Annotated in this window: 15 protein-coding genes; 3 read left to right on the top strand and 12 right to left on the bottom strand. The window is 40.4% G+C overall.

Going from position 1 to position 22,734, the window contains the following annotated elements:
* Nucleotides 1–8: 8 nt before the first annotated feature.
* From CAL7507_RS13310 to CAL7507_RS13330, 5 genes are all read right to left on the bottom strand, one after another.
* Nucleotides 9–2,567, bottom strand: coding sequence for a non-ribosomal peptide synthetase (locus CAL7507_RS13310; protein WP_015128991.1), 2,559 nt, complete (start codon nt 2,565–2,567; stop codon nt 9–11).
* A 59-nt stretch (nt 2,568–2,626) separates the two neighbouring features.
* Nucleotides 2,627–4,234, bottom strand: coding sequence for an MBL fold metallo-hydrolase (locus CAL7507_RS13315; protein WP_015128992.1), 1,608 nt, complete (start codon nt 4,232–4,234; stop codon nt 2,627–2,629).
* A gap of 77 nt (nt 4,235–4,311) precedes the next feature.
* Nucleotides 4,312–5,634: an anthranilate synthase component I family protein gene (locus tag CAL7507_RS13320; RefSeq protein WP_015128993.1), complete on the bottom strand. Its 1,323-nt coding sequence runs from the start codon at nt 5,632–5,634 to the stop codon at nt 4,312–4,314.
* 35 nt (nt 5,635–5,669) lie between these two features.
* The gene (locus CAL7507_RS13325) at nt 5,670–7,277 is read right to left on the bottom strand and encodes a benzoate-CoA ligase family protein (protein WP_236556947.1); all 1,608 of its coding nucleotides are present in this window, start codon (nt 7,275–7,277) and stop codon (nt 5,670–5,672) included.
* A 259-nt stretch (nt 7,278–7,536) separates the two neighbouring features.
* Complete coding sequence (locus CAL7507_RS13330) at nt 7,537–7,782, bottom strand: acyl carrier protein (protein ID WP_015128995.1); 246 nt, start codon at nt 7,780–7,782, stop codon at nt 7,537–7,539.
* A 788-nt stretch (nt 7,783–8,570) separates the two neighbouring features.
* Here CAL7507_RS13330 and CAL7507_RS13335 point away from each other — a divergent pair.
* Nucleotides 8,571–11,135, top strand: coding sequence for a TonB-dependent receptor (locus CAL7507_RS13335; RefSeq protein ID WP_236556948.1), 2,565 nt, complete (start codon nt 8,571–8,573; stop codon nt 11,133–11,135).
* A gap of 207 nt (nt 11,136–11,342) precedes the next feature.
* On the opposite strand, the gene CAL7507_RS13340 is transcribed toward CAL7507_RS13335, so the two are convergent.
* The 4 genes from CAL7507_RS13340 to CAL7507_RS32370 all read right to left on the bottom strand — a co-directional run bounded on the left by CAL7507_RS13340 (nt 11,343) and on the right by CAL7507_RS32370 (nt 15,754).
* A complete protein-coding gene (locus tag CAL7507_RS13340) occupies nt 11,343–12,389 on the bottom strand; it encodes a sucrase ferredoxin (RefSeq protein WP_015128997.1) in 1,047 nt (348 codons plus the stop codon).
* Nucleotides 12,390–12,510: 121 nt separating this feature from the next.
* Nucleotides 12,511–13,803: an MFS transporter gene (locus CAL7507_RS13345; protein WP_015128998.1), complete on the bottom strand. Its 1,293-nt coding sequence runs from the start codon at nt 13,801–13,803 to the stop codon at nt 12,511–12,513.
* Between the two features lie 1,126 nt (nt 13,804–14,929).
* The gene (locus tag CAL7507_RS13350) at nt 14,930–15,196 is read right to left on the bottom strand and encodes a hypothetical protein (protein ID WP_042341320.1); all 267 of its coding nucleotides are present in this window, start codon (nt 15,194–15,196) and stop codon (nt 14,930–14,932) included.
* A 399-nt stretch (nt 15,197–15,595) separates the two neighbouring features.
* On the bottom strand, nt 15,596–15,754 hold the full coding sequence (locus tag CAL7507_RS32370) for a hypothetical protein (RefSeq protein ID WP_015129001.1): 159 nt from the start codon (nt 15,752–15,754) through the stop codon (nt 15,596–15,598).
* 624 nt (nt 15,755–16,378) lie between these two features.
* On the opposite strand from CAL7507_RS32370, the gene rpoD reads away from it, so the two are divergent.
* A complete protein-coding gene (rpoD, locus tag CAL7507_RS13360) occupies nt 16,379–17,551 on the top strand; it encodes an RNA polymerase sigma factor RpoD (RefSeq protein WP_015129003.1) in 1,173 nt (390 codons plus the stop codon).
* Between the two features lie 116 nt (nt 17,552–17,667).
* Here rpoD and CAL7507_RS13365 read toward each other — a convergent pair whose 3' ends face one another.
* Both CAL7507_RS13365 and gyrA read right to left on the bottom strand, forming a co-directional pair.
* Nucleotides 17,668–17,847: a chlorophyll a/b-binding protein gene (locus CAL7507_RS13365; protein ID WP_015129004.1), complete on the bottom strand. Its 180-nt coding sequence runs from the start codon at nt 17,845–17,847 to the stop codon at nt 17,668–17,670.
* Between the two features lie 457 nt (nt 17,848–18,304).
* Nucleotides 18,305–20,845 carry a DNA topoisomerase (ATP-hydrolyzing) subunit A gene (gyrA, locus tag CAL7507_RS13370; RefSeq protein WP_015129005.1) on the bottom strand — a complete coding sequence of 847 codons (2,541 nt, stop codon included), beginning with the start codon at nt 20,843–20,845 and terminating at the stop codon, nt 18,305–18,307.
* Between the two features lie 227 nt (nt 20,846–21,072).
* Between gyrA and CAL7507_RS13375 the strand changes: the two genes are divergently transcribed.
* Nucleotides 21,073–21,477, top strand: a complete 405-nt coding sequence (locus CAL7507_RS13375) for a response regulator (protein WP_042341321.1) — start codon at nt 21,073–21,075, stop codon at nt 21,475–21,477.
* A 222-nt stretch (nt 21,478–21,699) separates the two neighbouring features.
* Here the strand turns inward: CAL7507_RS13375 and CAL7507_RS13380 are convergent, their stop codons facing one another.
* Complete coding sequence (locus CAL7507_RS13380) at nt 21,700–22,584, bottom strand: tetratricopeptide repeat protein (protein WP_042342146.1); 885 nt, start codon at nt 22,582–22,584, stop codon at nt 21,700–21,702.
* Between the last annotated feature and the right edge of the window lie 150 nt (nt 22,585–22,734).

Below are 22,734 nucleotides of genomic sequence, written 5' to 3' on the forward strand. Positions count from 1 at the left end.
TTTGCGGTTCATTTTTCAGACTTCAGTGCTTTTTTTTGCAAACGTTGTTTGAGCTTGGCTTTACCTGATGTCAATTTTTCCGGACGATAATCAATTTCTGCACCTTCTGATTGATACAGATATTCTGCTAGGGAATTAATAGTTGTGTATTTTAACAAGTCCAACATTGATAAGTCTTTGGCAAATATTTGACTCAATTGGCTATGAACTTTCAACATGAGTAAAGAATCTCCACCAATATCAAAAAAGTTATCGTGAATGCCTACTTTTTCAATTTTGAGTATTTGTTGCCAAATGGTAGCGATGGTGCGTTCTACCTCAGTTTGTGGCATCACATAATTAACTGCTAATTCTGGACGCAAAATATCAGGTGGAGGTAGCACTTTGCGGTTAACTTTACCGTTTGGTGTCAATGGTAAGCTATCTAAGATAACGAAAGCAGCAGGTATCATGTAACCGGGCAATCTGGATTTGAGAAAATTACGTAACTCGGTATTTGTCGGTACTGAACCAGGGAGAGGGACAATATAAGCCACTATTTGCTTGTCGTCTGCTGTATCTTCACGAGCTATGACTACAGTTTGCTGTAATTGCGGATGTTGGCTCAGAACTGTTTCAATTTCTCCCAATTCAATCCGAAAACCCCGAATCTTGACTTGGAAGTCTATCCTTCCCACGTATTCAATCATGCCATCGCTACGATAGCGAGCCAAGTCACCGGTTTTGTATAACCTGGCGTTAGGTTGCTGACTAAATGGGTTGGGGATGAATTTTTCTGCCGTCAAATCTGGGCGATGCAAATAACCCCGCGCCAGTCCCACACCACCGATATACAATTCACCGATAACGCCGATGGGTAATGGTCGCAGATAACGGTCGAGAATGTAAGTCTGTGTGTTAGCGATCGCTCTACCAATCGGAGGTTGACCACTATTTGGCTGACATTCTACCACGGTGGCACAAACTGTTGATTCTGTCGGGCCGTATGCATTGAAGAACCTTTGATTTACAGCCCATTTTGTCACTAGGTCTTGGGTACAGGCTTCGCCGGCGGCGATTACCACTCGCAAGTCTGGTAATTCTGCATTGGGTAAGGTGGCTAAAGCTGAAGGTGGAAGCGTCACATGTGTAACTGCTTGCTCACGCAACAGTTTGATTAAATCTGAACCTGGTAATAAAGAACTTGATGTACCTAAACACAGCTTGGCACCAGAACCAAGCGCCATCACAATTTCCCAAATCGACGCATCAAAGCTGGAAGAAGCAAATTGTAGCACGCCGCAATCGCCTTGGACATCGAAAATGTCAATTTGGGCTTGAACTAGGTTACACAACCCTTGGTGTTCAATTAGCACGCCTTTGGGAGTACCTGTTGACCCTGATGTATGGATAATATAAGCCAGATTATGAGCTGTAAGTTTATTCTCAGGGTTTTCTGTACTTGATTGCGAGATCGCTTCCCAATCTGCATCTAGACAAACTACTTGCGCCCAATGTGAGGGTAAATCCTCTAGCAAATGCTCCTGAGTCAAAATTACTGGTGGCTGGACATCTTCTAATACAAAAGACAGACGTTCAAAGGGATAAGTCGGGTCTATAGGTACATAAACACCACCAGCTTTTAAAATACCTAGTAATCCTACAATCATCTCAAAAGAGCGCTCTACACAAATCACCACTGGTGTTTCTGTCCCCACACCCAGCGCTTGTAGATAGTGCGCTAATTGGTTGGCTTTGACGTTCAGCTCTTGATAAGTCAGCTGTTTGTCTGCAAAAATTAATGCAGTGGCGTTAGGCGATCGCTCTACTTGCGCTGTAAACAGCTGATGAAAGCATTGATTCTGGGGATATTCCGCCTTTGTATTGTTCCACTCGACTAGTATCTGTTGCTGTTCCGCATCGGTTAACAATGATAATCTGGATATTCTCTGCTCTGGCTGTGTCACCACACCTACTAGCAAGGTTTGTAGATGTCCTAGGATTCGGGTGATAGAAATCTGATCAAACTGAGAGCGATCGTAGTTAATTTGTAGTATTAATTCGGTATTTAACTTTGCTTTGACTGTAACTGGGAAATTAAGTGGCTCAAAAGTCTGAACATTTTGCGTTCCTAAAACAACACAGCTTTCAAACAACAGTACTCCACTTGGTAAATTACTCCATTTTTGGAGTTGTGTTAGTGAAATTTCAAACTCTGTTTGCAGTTCTTGTAACCAAGATAAAACTGATGCATCAGGCTTTACTAATATTGCTCTTGGTAGAACATTTATCGCAGAATTCGCTATAGATTCAATAATTCCCAACAGCACCTTTTCATCGCCACTGTAGTAACTCAACAGCAAAGCCCAAATACCTTGCAAGATAGTATCCAAACTCATCTGATACTTACTTACAAAAGCTTGTAATTTCGCTGTTACATCTGCGGATATAGTTAATTGCTCCTCAGTATACTGCTTTTTCCCTGACAACGAATTACTAGAAAACTGCCCTATTCCTAATAAAGTTGGTGTCGTGAAATCCTTAAACATCTGCTGCCAAAATATTTCTGTTGCATCATTAATGTCCATAATAAATACAAATCTCCCCTATTATTCTCTTACTCTCTGCTTCCTCTGCGCCTCTGTAGTTATTTTAAAAAAATCTCCTGCTGTCCAAATAACAACTCTGCTGTAATTCCTCGCTGCTGACAATCAGCAATTACTTTCTGAGCCTCAACAATTGGACGAGACTCTTGAGTATATTGAATAGATGTAAGAAAAGTTAACCAAGGTTCTTGTCCCATAGCATATATATAAACAGCTTTAGGATTAAATATATTGACTAAATCAATAACTTTATTAGCATCTGAACCATCCAACCTTCTGGATTGATCTATCTTTCTATTTAAAGGCTGAGTTAATAATGATCCATATAACCAACTTAAAGGGCCACCATCACATTCCATACCTACAAACATGACTTGAATTTCACCTACGTAATCATAAATATGCTTATATAACTTTGTCTCAATATTATTGGAGTCAGCGGCTAATAATATTGAATTAGATTGTAAATTAACTAGATAAGCTATTTTAGACCTAATATTTAAATCCGCATGTTCACCCAAGAAAGGTAAACCCATAATTGTGCCATCTTCAATAAAGATGGTTTCCATTTCATCAATTTCTAATACCCGTTTAAATCCTATATTTTGCAGGAATAATTTTAAAGAAGGGTCGGCTAATCCTCCCCCATTATTTTTAGGTACAATCACGTTAACAATTTTATGCCGCAACTGTAACAAGGTTTCCAGCATACAATGGTCTTGATGATTGTGAGTAATTAATACGTAATCAATGCGTTCTGGCAAATCTTCGTAGGTATAACGAGGAACTAAACTTTCCTGCTCGTTATCATATTTATAACTAATAAGAGGGTCACATAAAATGCTAGTGTTTCTAGATTCAATTAAAATGCAAGCATGACCAAAATAACGAATTCTGACAACATCATGATTATATGGAATAGATGGTGAGGGCGGCTTTTCAGTCAAAAATGATGTAAGTTTATCCTGTGCTTTTTTTGTCACTCCTAAAAGCTCTTGAATATATCCCTCAGATTGAGGAATATTTTTCATTTTAAATAATTCATCTATGATTTGAGAATTAAAGGGGATTTCTAAATGTAAATGTTTATCATCTTCTAAGATGGGACTACTAAAGGCAAAAGAACGTCCATTATCTTGATTTATTAATGATAATGCTATGCTTTGGGCTGAGGTATTATAGTATCTACTTTTATAAAGTAATCCTTCTATAAAGCGAATTGTCGGTTGATTCTTTAAATCATAAACAAGTTCAACGTAACCTTTTAAAATATCTGGTACTTGTTGATATAAAGCTTCCAGAGAATAGCCTTTAGCTTCACTACTTAGTATTTGTTCCAGTTCTTTAATTGCTGCGGCAAAATCTAGAAGATAGGATTGATGTTTGGTGATTTTCTCCAGCAAATTTTTAACATCATCGACTCTACTAGCATCATAATTTATAAATGGTCCGCCAATCATTTTAGGGTTTCTTAGCGCTGCTATATGAACATGCGGCGCTGATATAAACGAATGCATAATTTTTAAATGTGAATTCGTTGTATACATAGCAGAGGTTGCTGGTGATATTAAATATGACCATGCATACCACTGATTAAATAAAGGTTCTACAACTACATTTTGTTTCAGGTAAAGTTTATTGCTAGACATAATTTGAATTTCAACTCCATCATTTTGGGGGTTCAGATCCCCGACTTATTAAAGAAGTCGAGGATCTGGAATTCTGGTTAAGATTGCAAGACAAGGTTAGTCAACATAGTATTCATTTTGTTAACAGACTCGATATACTCGTTTTCTGGAACTGATTCGGCGACAATACCAGCGCCAGCATTTAAGTGGATTGAGTCACCATATTGATAAACTGAACGAATAGCGATCGCTAAGTCTGCTGCGCCATGACTATCAATCCAACCAATCCCACCAGCATAAATTCCTCTAGGCTCTTCTTCTAGAATATCAATCCAATTTAAGGCTTTGTCTTTCTCAATTCCAGAGACGGTAATCCCAGGAAACAATACCTTGAGAGCATCCCACAAAGTATGTTCTGGCTTGAGTTGACCGCCGACACGAGATGATAAATGTTGCACACACCGATATTTTTTGACTTCCATAAAATCAAAGACTTTAATGCTTTCTGGTAAGCACAGTGAAGTAATTTCATTTTGTGCTAGCCAAATCGAAAGAGAGTGTTCTTTTACTTCTTTAGCATCTGTAAATAGTTCACCACTTAAGCGAATATCTTCTGCTAAATTTTCTCCACGGGGTCGAGTTGCGGCTAGAGGATTTGTGATTACAAAACCGTCTTCACTCACTTGCATGAGAATTTCGGGACTAAAGCCAACTGCACTGACATCTCCTATCTTGAGACAGTAAGAACGTGCTGCATTATTAACTCTAGCGCTTACTACATAAGTCCCTAAAATATCCAAATTACCAGCTAATTTGACTGAACGAGAAATAATTGCTTTGTGCAACTCACCTTTTTGAATGGCTTTAATTAAAGTATTTATGCGATTTTGATAACTGTCACGATCTGCAAAATCAAGTTTTATAGATGTGGAGACATAATCTGGTAATTGCACATCAATAGATAATTTATGTTCAATTTGTGCTAGAGACTGAGTTGTTTTGATATGGATTCCGTCCTCTGTTAATCGCAATTCAGTTTCTGGAATCAAAAAGTAAAGCAATGGCTGTTCAATTGCTTTGGAATATGAGGAGTAAAAACGAGCTATGTCAAAAGCGACATAGCCATATGCTGTCCAATTGTTAATTGGTAATGTTCCAAGTAACCGCTCTACTTGTTTGAGAGGATGACTCACAGGCTCAGAGTATGACTTTCCCAGACCGTTTAATGATACAGAGTCCTTGCTAACTGCTACATGTGCAAGTTCATTGCCAGCAATTCTAATTCCATCTTTACATTCATACATCATATAACTAGTAAAAATACCAGCTTGCACAAGATTTTGTAAAACAGCGATCGCATCTCTTTTACCTGGTACAAACGCTTCCTGATATTTGATTTCTGTCTTTAACTCTGTACTCATCAATTTAACCTTCAAATAATTTATTATTGAACTGTTTAGACAGTTAAATTTTGTGTCTTAGCTAGTAATTGGCGATGGATTTTACCTGTGGATGTACGCGGTAAGTTAGCAACAAAACGAATTAATTTTGGAGCTTTAAAGTGGGGTAATTGTTGTTTAGCAAATTTACGAATACTATCTTCTAGTTGTGGAGATGGTGCTTGTCCTGGTTTGAGACTGATATAAGCCACAATTTGAGTTAATTGTTCGCTACCAACAAACTCCGGTGCGATCGCTACCTCCAACACCTGTGGATGCTGATGTAAGACATCTTCAATTTCCATAGGCGATATCCACTGACCATTGACTTTGAAGAGGTCATCTTTGCGTCCCATAAACCAGAAATAGCCTTCTTCATCCCGCAAATATTTATCTCCAGTTCGCATGGTATGGCCATAAATTACCTTCCTTGTCTCTGGAAGCCGATTCCAGTAACCCAGCATTAAGCTTTCTCCCTGCACTTGCAGATTACCAATTTCACCAGAAAGACAGGGAGAACCATTGTCATCTACTACTTGGACATCATATCCAGCGATCGCCCGACCAGAACTTCCAGGCTTACACTCTTCTATACTATTGGAGAGAAAAATGTGTAAAAACTCTGTAGTTCCTATCCCTTCACAAATTTTGTGGTTGTAAATCTCCAACCATTTCTGCCAAATACTTTTAGGCAGCTGTTCTGCTGCTGATACACACAAACGCAAAGAGGAAACATCCAAAGCACAGATTTCGTTTACAGCTAGCACAGAAGCATAGACGCTGGGTATGCCAAATAGTACTGTGGGTCGATAACGCTGAATGTCAGCGATGATATCAAAAGCATTGCTAGCATCTGATAGTACCGCGGCTGCACCAACCGCCATTGGCATGTATAGGGTATTCCCTAAGCCATAAGCAAAAGGCATCTTAGCGACTGAATAGGTAATGTCATCTGCATGTAGGCCAAGAATTGCTTTGCCATAATATTCTGCACACACCACCATGCTTTGATGGAGGTGAATTACACCCTTGGGACGACCAGTGCTACCAGAAGTGTAGAGCCAAAAAGCTGGTTCGTGAGGTGAAGTATCTGCACATGGCAAAAGTTCATCTTGTTCAGTCAGTAAGGATATGAATGACTTTTCCCCATCCACGAGCAGCAAATGACGCAACAACTGAGATGTGATTGGTGCTAGTTTCTCTTGCCATTGTTTAGTTGTGAGTAAAATCTTGGCACGAGAATCCTGTAGGATATATCGGATATCATCAACACTACTAGCCGTGTTGATTGGAACTGGCACAGCACCCAGCCAGATAGCACCCCAGAAAGCAAATACAAACTCTGGACTGTCTGGGAGTAAGATGGCTATGCGATTTTCCCGCTCTAGATTGAGATCAGACAATACCCTAGCAGTACGCTGCACAAAGCTGCTGACTTGTGCATAAGTGTATGTCTCATCTTGATAATAAAAGGCTATTTTTTCACCTCGTCGTTGTTGGAGGTTGCTCTCTATAAAGTGAGCAGCGACATTAAAGACTTGAGGCAACTTTGTAGAAATGCCATCCATCTGACGATTTTCCTTGATACTTATTAGTTGCTCAAACTGGAATCTAAAATTAGCCATTTCTGCGCCGAGATGCGCTTACGTCAAGTAGTCGAGGACATAATATAGGACTCCTATTTGATTTTTGAACTATACGTAGGGTGGGCACTGCCCACCACATCCAGGGTTTGGTGGGCAGTGCTACAGATACTTAGATTTGTTCAATAATCAAATCGGATTGCTATACCAATTGGAAAAATAATGGCTACAGATGGACAAAAACCCAAATGTAGCAGGCAGTTGCTAATCTAAAATCAAAAATGGTATGAGTAATCTTTTATCAGGTGTTAGTAGCGATCGCATCTGCGACTAAATTACAAAGTTCACCCAGTGTGATGTCATTTCGAGATAGCAGCTTGATATTGACTCCCAGTTGACGTTTCAATCTCAAGGCTATTTCTACTGTTTCCACAGAATCAATTTGCAAATTGCTTTGCAGGTAGGTTTTTTCATGAAGTAACTCTTCTGCAACCCCCAAATCAATCAATATTGCCTTGAGAGTATTCATTATGTTGGGAGTATCCATGCAGTAAAATTTCCTTAAATTCGTGTAGCAGTCACAACTGCATTCAAGTAGTTGGCGATTTTTTACTCCCTTCAGGGTTTTAGCCCAAAATTATAATTGCTTCTCAAAACCAGCCTTTTCTCACAAGATTCCAGTAGAACCTGATGGGAAAACTCTTGAATATACTTCAATGCTGCGCTGCTTTGTGAGAAATACTATGCGATCGCTAGCTAGTCAGCAAGCACATATTTTTATCGTCAACTTATTGCAAGTCTTTTTCAATACTTTGCCCAGTCTAGTGGAATCTGATTTTATTTGCAACTATATAGACTATAGATAATTCTTATCAAATAGATTTGTCTAGAGTAGACATAGCTATCTTATCAAAAAATACGTCTTAAGATAGATGCTAAATATTCTATATGTCAAATCACGCTTGAATAAGCGCGATCTCTGCAATTGTTTTGTAGTCAACGGCAGATTTTTTAGGTATTGATTCAGAGGTATTAGAGAAATATCTCATTGCAGATAGGTGTCGCTAAATGACTAGAATCACTACTTTTTCATAACTTATCAAAACTTTTTGTCACTAAAAGATGATAATAGTTTGCAATTGTTTCTTAATTTCATGTAAGATTTATTCTCAAATAAGTGACCAGTCATCCCAGTAAATTGTGGTAATTACATGTATCAGGGATGACTATTTTATCAATAGTACTTAAGGTATGGGACAGCAAATGATATTAAGGCAGTTGTTGAAAATTGGGTCAGTGACGGCTTGTTTCTGGCTGTGCATGGCAAATCTGGCAATGTCTCAGTCATTACCCAGTCAACAGCTACAAGGCAAATCTGCGCTTACTAAAGCACTACGCAATTCTAGGGCAATTAGAGAAATTCCTCTGACTAGGGCACAAATACTTGCACAGTCACCAGCCCCAGAAGTTGTATCAGTGACGGGAGTCAAAGCCAATCCTACTGACAAAGGTATGGAGTTGATTTTACAAACATCCATTGGGGAAGACTTGCAAATCACAAATCGCAGTGCTGGTAATAGCTTTATTGCTGATATTCCCAATACTCAACTGCGTTTACCTAGTGGCGAGGCATTCACATTCCGCTCTGAGAAACCAATTGCAGGTATTACTGAGATAACGGTTACTAACTTTGATGCTAGTACTATCCGAGTGACAGTGACGGGTGAAACAAGCACACCAATTGTTGAGTTGTTTGACAGTCCAGAAGAGGGTTTGATTTTTGGTGTTGCGAGTGCAGTCGCTTCTAAGCCTTCACAACAACCTGAAACGAGCAAGCCAGAGAGTGAAACTCAACCTAATCAACCATCAGCACAGGGTGATGCACCGATTGAAATAGTAGTCACAGGTGAACAAGATGGATATCGCGTACCTAACGCCACAAGTGCAACTAGAACTGATACACCATTACGTGACATTCCGGCCTCAATTCAGGTAGTTCCCCGACAGATTCTTGAAGAACAACAAATAACCCGACTAGATGAAGCACTCCGCAACGTTAGTGGTGTGACAGCAGATAATTTTGCTGGGGTTTTTACGAGATTTACTGTTCGTGGCTTCGACGGTGCGCCGATCCTCCGAGATGGTTTCCGACAATATGGCACCTTTCAAGTGATTCCAGAAACAGCAAATCTTGAAGGTATTGAAGTCCTTAAAGGCCCAGCTTCCATCTTGTATGGTGATATTGAACCAGGTGGCTTGATTAACGTGGTCAATAAAAAGCCTTTGTCTGAACCTTTTTATGCAGCAGAATTGCAAGCAGGAAGTGATGGTTTCTTTGGGCCTCGCATTGATATTTCGGGACCTCTAACCGACGATCGCAATCTACTTTATCGACTGAACGCATTGTATAGACGAGATGATGGATTTCGGGGCTATAGTCAGCCCAACGAACGATTATTTGTTGCACCAACTGCAACTTGGAAAATTAGCGATCGCACCAATCTCACTGTCGGATTGGAGTATACCGAAGACGAACGACCATTTGATGCGGGTTTAGTCGCCTTTGGGAATGGTGTCGTCAATGTTCCACGCGATCGCATCATTAACGAACCAGAGGACAGAAGCGAACAGAGCCTTTTCAATGTCGGCTACAGTCTAGAGCATCGTTTCAGCGACAAATGGAAAATCAACAACGCATTCCGATATTTCAGTCAAGATTATCTCACAGCTTTTTATTTTCCCGCTTCATTTAACCAGTCCACTGGCATTCTGCAACGCTCATTCAATACAAGAGATATCGACATTCAAACCTATAACTTCCAGACTAATATTATAGGAGAGTTTGCCACAGGTGCAGTTAATCACAAACTCATATTTGGCGTGGATTTGAATCACCAAAATCAAGATTTCTTTGGACAGTTTGCTCCTGGTTCTTCCCTAAATATTTTTAATCCAATTTACGGAGCTACTGCTAGGCCTAATTTAGCCACTTTACCAGTACTCGTTAATTTCACACAAAAATCAGACAGGCTAGGTATCTATCTACAAGATCAAATTTCACTGCTAGACAATTTAAAGCTACTGGCGGGTTTGCGCTACGACACTGTAGACCAAAAAACCATCAACAACCCAACATCTTTTAATCCTCGCAGTTCGGAAACAACCCAAAATGATGATGCTGTGACTCCACGTTTGGGGATTGTTTATCAACCCATTAAAGAACTTTCTCTTTACGCCAGCTATTCAAAATCTTTCACCCCCAATTCCGGGACTACAGTCAGTGGTAATACTCTTGAACCCGAAAGGGGACAGGGATATGAAGTAGGTGCAAAAGCCGAACTCTTTGGGGGCAAACTGTCTGCGACTTTAGCGTATTTCGATATTACCAAACAGAATGTTGCTAAAGCTGATCCTAACTTTCCTAACTTTTCGATCGCTAGCGGTGAAGAACGCAGCCAGGGTATTGAACTTGATATAGTCGGAAAAATATTACCAGGGTGGAATATCTTTGCGGCTTACGCCTATACCGATGCGGAAATTAAACAGGATACGAATAACAATCTCATTGGTAAGCGACTTTTTAACGTTCCTCAACACAACGCTAGTTTATGGACAACCTATACCATTCAAAAAGGTAGTTTGTCAGGATTAGGCTTTGGGATTGGATTTAACTATGTTAGCGATCGCCAAGGAGATCAAGCAAACACATATCAATTAGGTAGTTACTTTCTCACTAATGCTGCTCTTTTTTATCAACGAGACAACTACCGATTTGCTATCAACTTCAAAAACCTTTTCGATGTCGAATATTTTAGCGCTTCCAATTCTGGTAGTAGAACCAGTGGTATTGAACCTGGCGCACCTTTGACTATCCTTGGTTCAATTTCAGTGCAGTTTTAATTGCAAAGAAAAGCCACAGACTCTGTAACTACAGCATTGAAATCGTCTGTCAAACCTCTCGCTGATCCCAAAATCTCGTCGTCATTAGTGGTCTGTCCTATTAATTTTGATGGTCATGTGTGTTTGTAGTCAGGACTTTAGTCCTTGATTTTTAAGCACTAAAGTGCTTACTACGAACCTATCAAAACTTTTGGGACAGACCACTATTTAATCTTGACCACACTCAGCACTCTTTATTAAATGGCTAACACGATACTGTTTGATCGGCTCTAGTTGTATCGGCTTTGTTGAGTTTAATGCACTCATGACCTCACCTAGGACTTCTATTCTAGCTTCATAGATACCTGATTTACTACCATCTTTTGCTTGGAAATTAATACGTACTTCAGCCCAATTAGCTTCATGCTTGCCATCAACTTCTTCTTGTGCAACTACTTCTCCAGCTTTTAAATAATCAAACCAAGTCCATCCTAATTGCATCCAGATTTCGCGTTCAGCTATTTGCTCAAATTTAGTCAAACCCGACCATCCCCGGTAGTATTTACGCAAGTCAGAGTAAGAACCATTTTGCTGAATCAGTAAATCCAGCACTTGTGGTTCTAAATGTCCCCATAACCGTCCTTGAGGAAAGTCAGCTAGAGTTGGAGCAAACTGATGACCCCCAAAGTGACTGGTTTGCCATACTCTTAATTGTCCGTTGGCAACTGCAGCATATTTCTGACGTAATCGACGATACAAAGGTGTGCCAAACCGACCACAAGCAAGGTCAATTTGTGCATGAGTACAAACCAATATTTCACGAATATGGTTAGTTTGCTGCTGATATTGCTGGAACCTTGGTAAATCGTTAGGGTGATTGACAGATTGATTGAGGATTGCTGTAATTAAATTTATTGTTTCCCCCTCGGGAACAAGATATTCTTGTTTCTCAAATTGGGCAAACATTTGAGCAGGACGATAGTAATATATTATGCGGGTAAAATTTGGGATAGAATATTCACGATCAGGAGCAATTAACATTGGTCTGAGATTGATTCCATGCTGAAAAACTACTTGTTGGAATCCAGTCATCAGGGTCTTCAGTATTGAGTTTTGCTGAAAAAATTCTAACTTCCAAGGTTGCTTAAATTCCATAATCAGCCAGTGATCACAAGTTACGGCTGTCCCAATTGGGTCTTCTGAGTTGGCTTTGGAAACTATTGAGCAAAAACGACAATCTGTCAGGTCAATTTGTTGAGCATTTTGAGTTTGCATATTATTTATCTCAAGACAATTTTAGGAACTTTTCAGATAGTTATAGCCAGTTTCTATCTACTTCAGACTAAAAGCAAAAATGTTTTCCAGCATCAAATCTGCTTGGCAATAGTTAATATATTTATGCAGATATTTTCTTAATACTTTGAATATCAGTTGCCAGCAGTAATTTTGTCCCTAAAATCATACTGATCAGTGCGATCGCCATGCTAACTGTGAAAACTCCTTTGTATCCAATCACTCTTGCCAGTAGACCCCCGATGGCCGCAGCTATAGTACCCGCAAAGTAAACTATTGAATTTTGAAAAGTATAGTCAGATCCAGCCGTTTCTTTCCGGCTTTTATCCATCATGATTGTGGACGTAGTGATGGCTATGAGTCCACTAGTGATACTAGTAACCACTATTACTAAATAAAGAATAGGTAAACTAGTTATGTTAAACGCCGGTAGTAGAAAAGCAGCTCTAGCAACAACCCAGAATGAGCCAAACAACAAAAGACTACGCTTTCGCCCTAAAGAATTAATAAAAACACCTGCTAACAAACCACCAATCATTGTAGTGCATATACTCACAATTCCTAGTAACCACCCTATCTCCTCTAAAGACAAGCCAATATCTACTAACAGAGGACGAAACATAATAAGTGCCATAGCATTGCTTGCTATATAAAGGAATAAAAATAGCAACCAATACCACATCCCAGGAAGATTGCAAAAGTTGACAAATGTTTTGAAGTAGGAAATAGGAAATAAAAGCATATTTCCTGCTTCAATTAATGGTTTTTCATTGTAACTTGCGGCTTGTTTATTTGTGATATTTACTGCTCTATCTTCTATGATTTTTTCTTGGTATAAAAATATGGGAATCATTGCTAAAACCACAATCAATGCTATAGTCAGTAGGATATTCCTCCATCCCCACCTACTTAGCAGAATTAGAAATCCTCCACCTGCAAGAATACCTCCCAAAGCATTCCCTAGCCCTTGTATGGCATTACCTAAACCTCGCTCTTGTGGTTCTAATAGACTAATCGCCAGAGCATCTGTTGCAATGTCTTGACTAGCTCCAGCAAAAAATAATAGCCCCATACAAATGAGCAAGCTAGTTAAGTTTTTTTGGATATCCAAAAAAGCACAAATAACTGTAATCCCCACAATCAAAAACTGAAAGCAGATAATCCAGAATCGATAATGTCCCCAACGAGTAAAGCCATAACGATCAATCACAGGTGACCAAAGAAATTTCAGCGCCATTGGCAGACTTACAACAGGAAGCAAACCAATAACCTCTAAAGAAAGACCTTGCTGACGCAGTAAAACAGGTAGAGATTGAGAGAGAAAAAATGCGGGCATGTACTGTGATACATATAAGCTGCCGATTAAAGTGAATTTCTTGAGGTTCTTGGTAGTCATTACTGAAACAGAGTGCTAGCGTACTTGAATCAAATTATTTGGTCGGTAAAAGTTGCTCTAAATTTAATTTTTCCTTTTAACTCTATTAGGCTGCAACTGGGTGCATCCCAAGTTTTATAAACAGCCCACAGGCGTCTAGCCTGTGGCCATAAATACGAAGTCTGCGTCCGCAGGTTTTGCTTATGTAGCAATACCTTAGAAGGGTATTGATTAAAAAAGTGGGATACTTCCAGCGCGACTAATCATCACACCCTTTGCTATTCCTGTACAATCAGAAGTTTGTAATAAAAAAGCAAATGTTTTTCGAGCAATAACAGGTTATTGCTAAGAATTTTCTATTCTCTCTACAAGATTGTTGGTGAAGATTTTAAGTCGGGTTTCCCGTCATTGTCGGCAGTATTTCAGGCTTTATTAAGTCGAGTGGAAGCACTATATTTAATCCTTGTGTCTTGACTTCTGGGATTTAGGTCTCAAATTTTGGTGATTAGTTTAGCTAATTGCTGATAGTTGCGATGCTGTATAAACGCCAATAGTGGCGATTTAGCAAGACAATTTTGCTAGCTTATTGAGACTAGTTTTTATTTGCTACAGCTTAACATAGCGAAAATCAATAGTCTTGGCAATAGTATTATTGATAATAATTATTATCAATAATTACGGATCTATCAGTTAACTTGATACTAAAATATATATTACTTTTGATAGATGACAAATATTTTCTGTTAGGCATGAATAAACCAAACCAAGTAATTGAGTATAATTACTTATGGCTATGCCCCAACCTTCATAAGTGTATAGTTTTATCACCAGGAGCGATCGCTTCGCATAAAGGAATAGTCCCCCCACCAACTACCAAAACCACACCGAGCCTTGGTCAAAAATCAAACAGGAGTCCCATATATGTCATTAGATTGAGGGACTAGTACCGCAAGGCGGAAGTCAAAAGTCAAAAGTCAAAAGTCAAAAGTAATATGGAGTAAGCTTTTTAGCGATTGAGAATGGTCTGCTTATTTCCGCCGCACTGTACTAGTTGCTGAAATTTATTAACTATTATTAATAATTGCCTATGAAACTGGGCTAATGTTTAGTACAGCTTTTGTCATATCAGATTGTATCGCAATACGGTTCAGTTAAAGGCTATTGGTGTAGATGATTGGTCTTTCAAAACGCGATAAATCGCCGTCTCGACATCAGGGTTTTGTGGCTCAACTGAACCGTATGGCTCTATTGGCACGATCGCTGAAGACAAACTGGGCACCCTTGAGTTGATTGTTTCCGCAGCCGTTTCCAGCATATACGTTTGCTCTCTAAGAGTTCGGGTCAGCAACTCAGTCAGAAACTCGTCATCTTCTATCGGTAAAATTTTCACACCGACTTCTACAGTCCTATCCATTACTAAACAGGATTTGGTCATTATCTTCAGGATTGATTACAATAATTGAAAATTAATGTATTAAAATTTACGCAATACTTACGTAAGGCAGCTTTGTAAATAAGTTCGCAAGCAACTCGGGAACTTTTATATGTTCCTACTTCTTGCTGCTAGCCCTAAACAAAAACTTCCCTTCAATTTGACCATATCTTTAGATTTGTCCGGATTTGCGGCTACTGTTATGCTTCTATACGATAAACTTTTAGCTTATAGTGGAAAAACATTAATTATCTCGAATGTCAAATCCCAGATGAATTGATTAAAATATCTTTGTATACAATAGGAAAAGTTTGTCAAGTTTCATAGGGCTGAAATCTCAGCAGTGCGCTAACGTGTGAATAAGGCTATATCAGTTAAATCTCAATTCAACTGTGATCTGGCTGGTTTTTGCACAACCTCACCTCCTGAGTTGAGGTAACTAGCATCTACAACTAAGGTAGAGATTATCAAAGCAAGCACCACCATACTTGCTGTATCTACCTGGCGATAAAGGTCACTATTCTCGAAAGACTGAGTCATTTATAAAGGAAATGTAAAAATGCGTGCCCTAATGCTTACTACCTGAGTTAACATGAAATGCACTATTCCTCAGTGATTAGTGTCGTGTATCATACTTAAAATCATTGATGGGACAGTTTACCTTTCTTTTAATGTAATGAGAATGCCACTGGAATTCTAAAAAGTTTTCAAAAAGATTTGAGGACATAAGTACCGTTTTTAATGTCTTTTTGATAATAGTGGCTTTACCTTACTGAATGACTTGATGATTAACACACAAAAAGAGTGCAATTTCTGTGAAACAGGCTACAATCGGAACAGTCTTTATAAGGAAATCTGCCGACAGTCACATTCGTTGGTCTGTAGTAGTCGATTTTTTTAGCAAGAAATGTATTCTTTTTGACCAGCCAGTTGCAGGTTGTTTGCGAGAACAACACTTATAGCTTTTACTAAGGTGGGCGAATCAGCCTCATTGGTGATTTTCACACTTAGTAATGAACTCCTACAAAGGAGAGACAAAACTTCCGAAAATATTCTAGGCACTTTAGCCAAAAGCATTATTTTCGGTCTTGAACTAGCTCGTTTATTAAGAGCAGTAAACACATCTTGAGTAATTGATTCTGCAAGGAGCATGAGGAACGCGGCATGAACCAGGCTAACAACGTACTCGAAAGCATTTATCAGCCTGACCTAGAAATGATAAATCAGCCTGAGATCGAGTTAGAAGAACTCTTAATTGACGACGAAGAGGACTTGCTGATCACGGATGATGGCGAAATTGATGAGTTTTTAGAGCCTCAGTCTGATGAGGACGACGCAAAGTCTGGAAAAGCCGCTAAATCGCGTCGTCGGACACAAAGCAAGAAAAAGCACTATACCGAAGATTCGATTCGTCTTTACTTGCAAGAAATTGGCCGAATTCGCCTGTTGCGGGCAGACGAAGAAATTGAATTGGCGCGGAAAATCGCTGATTTGTTGGAATTAGAAAGGGTGCGGGAAAAACTTTCAGAACAGTTAGATCGTGACCCTAAGGATAGTGAATGGGCAGAAGCCGTACAACTACCATTACCAGCCTTTCGTTACCGCCTGCATGTTGGTCGCAGGGCGAAAGATAAGATGGTGCAATCTAACCTCCGCCTTGTGGTTTCAATTGCCAAGAAGTACATGAATCGGGGCTTGTCATTTCAAGATTTAATTCAAGAAGGTAGCCTTGGTTTGATTCGCGCTGCAGAAAAGTTTGACCACGAAAAAGGTTATAAGTTTTCTACATACGCCACATGGTGGATTCGTCAAGCAATTACCAGGGCTATAGCTGACCAATCTCGCACTATCCGTCTTCCTGTTCACCTATACGAAACCATCTCACGCATCAAGAAAACCACTAAGTTGCTTTCTCAAGAAATGGGTCGCAAACCTACTGAAGAAGAAATTGCTACCCGCATGGAAATGACCATTGAGAAGCTGCGGTTTATTGCTAAATCTGCCCAGTTACCTATTTCATTAGAAACACCTATTGGGAAAGAAGAAGACTCCCGATTGGGTGATTTTATTGAATCCGACGGTGAAACGCCAGAAGACCAAGTTTCCAAAAATCTTCTACGTGAAGATTTGGAAAAAGTCCTCGATAGTCTCAGCCCTCGTGAAAGAGATGTTCTCAGACTCCGCTACGGTTTAGATGACGGACGAATGAAAACTCTTGAGGAAATTGGACAAATTTTCAATGTCACCCGCGAACGGATTCGTCAAATCGAGGCGAAGGCACTCCGCAAACTACGCCACCCGAATCGCAACAGTGTTCTCAAGGAATATATTCGGTAGACATTAGTCATCTGTCATTTGTCATGCACTTTAGACAAATGACAAAAAATAAAATACCTGGGGTGAATCAGCACTCCCAGGTTTTTTTATTTGTAATCAATTTTGTATCTTAGAGTTTATAGAATGCCCCAAAAGTGTAGAAAACCTTGACCAGATAACACTTCAACTAAAGCGGCTGCTAAAAAGCCGATCATTGCCAAGCGGCCGTTCCAAACTTCTGCTTGTGGGGTAAAGCCCCAGCGCCAAGCGTTACGATTTTCAACTACGGGGGCGGCGATTCTTGTTGTGTCTGTCATGATTGGCACTCCAAAAAAGATTTACGAAGAATTATTGCGTCTATGTGAACTAATATAACAATTTTTTTGAAGAATACACCGTTTATTTATATTTTTATTTCTAATACTTGACAGATAGTCAGCACAGCTTGATAAAACATCTATCTATAAGTATAAATACTATTGGTCAAAGATACTTGTATACAACCTGTTTCTTCAGCAACGATTGAATTTATTAAGAATAATTATCAATTATTTTATCTCAAAAGTAGCAGCATTTAACCAAAATACAGCTAAATTTAAGGCTGTCTAGCGTATATTTATATTTACTTCTTGCTAAAGTTTAGTATTTGATACATCCAGATAAATACAATTTCTCTACCAACAATACGTTATTACCCTCCATGATCTAGTTGGAAGGCGATGCCTACAGCGGTAAACTACGCACTTGCTCAAATTCTCAAAATCACCGTGATAATCAGCGCACTGGGGCGACAGTCATGATTTTTTCATCGCGGTTGAGTTGTAGGATACTTTCACCTTTGCTATCTCTATTCAACAAAGGCACTGTTTCCACAGGTATCCGCACTACCCGTTCTTTATTCGTGACTAGCGCCACTTCAGCAGAGGCGTTGGCGTAGCCCGCCGAAGGCATCGCTATAACCATAGCCGCTAAATTATCGGTTTTGCTGGTAAATTTCAGCGCTTGCGTACCTAAATCCCCCCGATTAGCACCCCTTAAACTACTTGCTGGTATCCGCTTGGCATAACCTTCTTGAGTCACTAGCAATAACTGGTCATCTTTACTGACAGTTACACAGCCAACCATTTGCTCATATTTTCGCAGGCGTAATGCTTGTAATCCCATCGCTGTCCGACCCATCGCCGGCAGATCCTGATCATTGGCGGGAAACCTTAACAGCCGACCGCCAGAACTCGCGACGATCAGATGTTCACCAATATTAGTCAACTGGGTAAACAATAATTCATCGTCGTCTTTAAGCTTCACAATTGTGACCCCGCGACGAGTTAAGTTAGTAAATTCTTCTAAAGACAAACGCTTAATTCGTCCCTGTTTGGTCAGGAGAATCATCTGCGTGGTTGGAGAATTATCTGGTAGCAAAAAGCGGCTAACAACAGCTTCTTGGGCTACTTGAGCCGTATTAGTGAGCATAGTAATCAACGGTGTGCGCCGTGGAGAACGTCCAGTTGCTGCGGGAATATCTCCTACTTTCACCGGGTAAACCTTACCACCACTTGTCAGTATCAACAAATCTTTCTCAGTATCAGTCAACTCGGTTTGGATGAGGAAGTCATGATCTGGCAGACCGTTATCAGCTTTCGGCTTTTTGGCGTTTGGCAAACTACGGCGAACATACCCGCGCTGCGTAAACTCTAGAACTGTTTCTTCTGGAGGCTCAGAGGATTTTAGATTGGAAATTTGGGATTGGGAATTATCTTCATCTGACTCTTTTTGTAAACGTCCCGTGGAATATTCTTGTTTTCTGGTTTCAGTACTACTGGGGGCTAGTTTGGTACGACGGGAATCGTTGTACTTGCGCTTGAGCGATCGCAAGTCTTTTTTCAGTGCTTTCAGTAATTCTTTCCTGTCACTCAGTAATCTGCGTAACAAAGTAATTTGCTCTGTGAGTTGCTCAAACTCCTGCTGTAAATTCTGCAGTTCTAGACCAGTTAGCCGTCGCAATGGCATAGCCAAAATAGCATCTGCTTGCACCTCACTTAATTCTAGTCGGCTACAGAGGGTAATTTTTGCTGTACTACCGTCGGGAGATTGGCGCAAAATTTCAATGACTTCATCAACGTTAGACAAGGCTGAGAGTAAGCCTTCTACCAAATGCAGGCGATTTTCTGCTTTACCCAACTCGTAACCGTAACGGCGGTTGAGGGTATGTTCTCGGAAGTGCAAAAACTCCTGCAATAGCTGACGCAAGCTTAACTGGCGGGGCTGTCCATCTACCAAAGCCAAGAGAATTGCCCCAAAGTTAGTTTGTAAAGCGGTTTGGTGATACAGATGCTGGAGTACTTCTTGGGGGTTGGTATCACGTTTGAGTTCAATTACCACCCGCATCCCTTCGCGATCGCTTTCATCTCGCAAGTCAGAAATCCCTTGCAGCTTACTTTGATTCACCAAGTCTGCTACTTTTTCAATCCAGCCTGCCTTATTCACCTGATAAGGTAATTCTGTGATAATAATTGCTGTCCGTCGCTTGCTTCCCCTAGCAGCAGGAATTTCCTCTAGGGTGGCGACTCCCCGCAGCACAATACTACCCTTACCTGTGGTGTATGCTTCCCGAATTCCAGAATCACCGACAATTTCGCCACCAGTGGGAAAGTCTGGCCCCGGAATTAGCTCAAATAATTTTTCATCTGTCAAATCTGGTTGGTCAATTAAAGCAATCAAGCCATCGACCAATTCCCCTAAATTGTGAGGCGGGATATTCGTCGCCATGCCCACGGCGATACCAGAACAGCCATTGAGCAACAAAAATGGCAATTGCGCCGGGAGTACTGTTGGTTCTTGTTGGGAATTATCGAAGTTACCGATAAATTCCACGGTTTCTTCACCGATTTCTGTCAGCATTCCCTCATGACCAATCGCTGCCAGGCGTGTTTCTGTGTAGCGCATCGCCGCTGGCGGATCATTATCAACGCTACCAAAGTTACCATGCCCTGCTAACAAGGGATAGCGGCTAGAAAAGTCCTGTACCAGTCTGACTAAAGCGTCATAAACCGATTGGTCGCCATGAGGATGATATTTACCCAGCACGTCTCCCACTACACGGGCACACTTGCGATAGGGTCTATCGGGCGTTAAACCTAGTTCGTGCATGGCATACAAAATGCGCCGATGCACTGGTTTTAAGCCATCACGCGCGTCTGGCAATGCCCGCCCGACAATCACACTCATGGCATATTCTAGATAAGACCGTTGCATCTCGGTGTGCAGAGCGGTTGTGATTACCTCTCCCGTTGAGAGAAGGTTTAACTGTTTTGCCATGAGTTTTTTCCCTGAAATTTAACTACACAAAAGTCGCTGGAAATTAACACTGCAGCAACCACAGCATAACGGATGAAAAGCGATTCCTAACCAAATCTTGTTAGTCATAGGATAAAAAGCAGTAGTATCATCCATGATGACGCGGACATACATTGAAGATTAAAAAGGAGGCAGACAACTGTTTTACTCAGCTTGTCACCTCCCTCACCCCTATAAGTCAAACTCTCATGAAAACTGTTTTAATTGTCGAAGATGATCTGATTAATGCTCGCGTTTTTTCCAAGATTTTAACCAAGCGCGGTGGCTTAGATGTGAAACATACTGAAAATGTCGAAGAAGTAATAAAAATTGCTCAAGCAGGAGAAGCAGACTTAATTTTAATGGATGTTTCTCTGTCGCGGAGTGTTTATCAAGGTAAATCTGTTGATGGGATCAAAATTACACAAATGCTAAAATCTGACCCGCAAACAGCGAACTTACCTGTGATTCTCGTTACCGCCCACGCGATGGAAGGCGATCGCGAGAATTTTCTCAAGCAAAGTGGTGCTAATGGATATATATCAAAACCTGTTGTTGATCATCAACAGTTTGTTGACCAAATTATGGCACTGATACCCAAAGAAGAAAACTGAAGTATGAAGTATGAAGTTTGAAGCCAAATCTGATTTCATACTTCATACTTTATCCCCTAGTTGGCTAGCTGGACTGAAATTGCTTGCCCGTAAATGTTTTGGGCGACTACTCCGATTTGATAGTATATATGTACTACGAAATAGTGGTATTCCGCAAGTACTAATTGGGAATTGGGGAATAATGACTGTTAACGGTTAACAGTCAACTCCCAACTCCTGGCTCTATTGAGTAGGTTGTTGTCTCGCACCTGATGAGTTTTCTTTTGGTTGTAGAGCTGCTTGAATACGGGGTATTTCTAAGAATTTTTTCGTATCCGCCAGCAAGCGTCCACCCCAAAGATTTTCTTTGAGAAAATTTAAATCGCCATAGCGCTGATCAATACGGAGTGCGGCTTCTCCCATTGCTAAACCTTGTTGGCGATCGCCTTTGGTGTACAATGCGACTGCCAATGCTAACAAAGGTTCTGCCGCTTGTTTATCCAGTGTCACAGCAGTTTGCCACTGCTTGATGGCTCCGGTGATATCACCCTGCTCGTAACTGATTAAGCCAATGTTGTTAATCGCTGGCCAAAACTTTTTATCTTGCGAGACAGCTTTATTGTATTGGGCGATCGCATCTGGCAATTTACCCAGCATATAATAAGCATTTCCCAAATCAAACAGCCCTTCTGGGTCATTGGGTTTTAATTTTAAACCGGCTTGATAATTAGCGATCGCCACCTGGTATTTTTTTTGCTGAAAATTAGCCGAACCCAAAGCAAATAGAACGTCCGCATTTTTAGGATTGAGCGATTGTGCTTTTGTCAGAGCGGTAATCGCCCCGTCAAAATCTTTCGTTTGCAAATGCAAACCACCCAACAAAAACCAGACTTTATCATTTTTGGGAGCTAATTGACTAGCCAACCTAGCTCTTGGCAAAGCCAACTCAAACTGCTGAAATTGACCTAGTTGAGCCGCCTCTTGCGCCAAGCTCAACCCTTGTTTCTCCAACTTTGCTGCATCAAGTTGCAGTGTATGGGGTATCAGAGCTTGTGCTTGAGCTGCTCTTGGCATGCTCCACAAACTACAGATAACGAGAAATGAAATTAATCGAACATGTTTAGGCACTCTACCGCCTCTTGCCCACAAATCAAGGAATCTTTCAGCTAGCTTAAACGATCTCTGCTCTAGACGAAAGGCATATTTTATCATCGTTAGTGCTTGCAATTTCAATTACCTTAACTTAATTCACCTCTTGACATTCCCATCAGTAAGGAA

The organism is Calothrix sp. PCC 7507, from assembly GCF_000316575.1.
Classification (GTDB): Bacteria; Cyanobacteriota; Cyanobacteriia; order Cyanobacteriales; family Nostocaceae; genus Fortiea.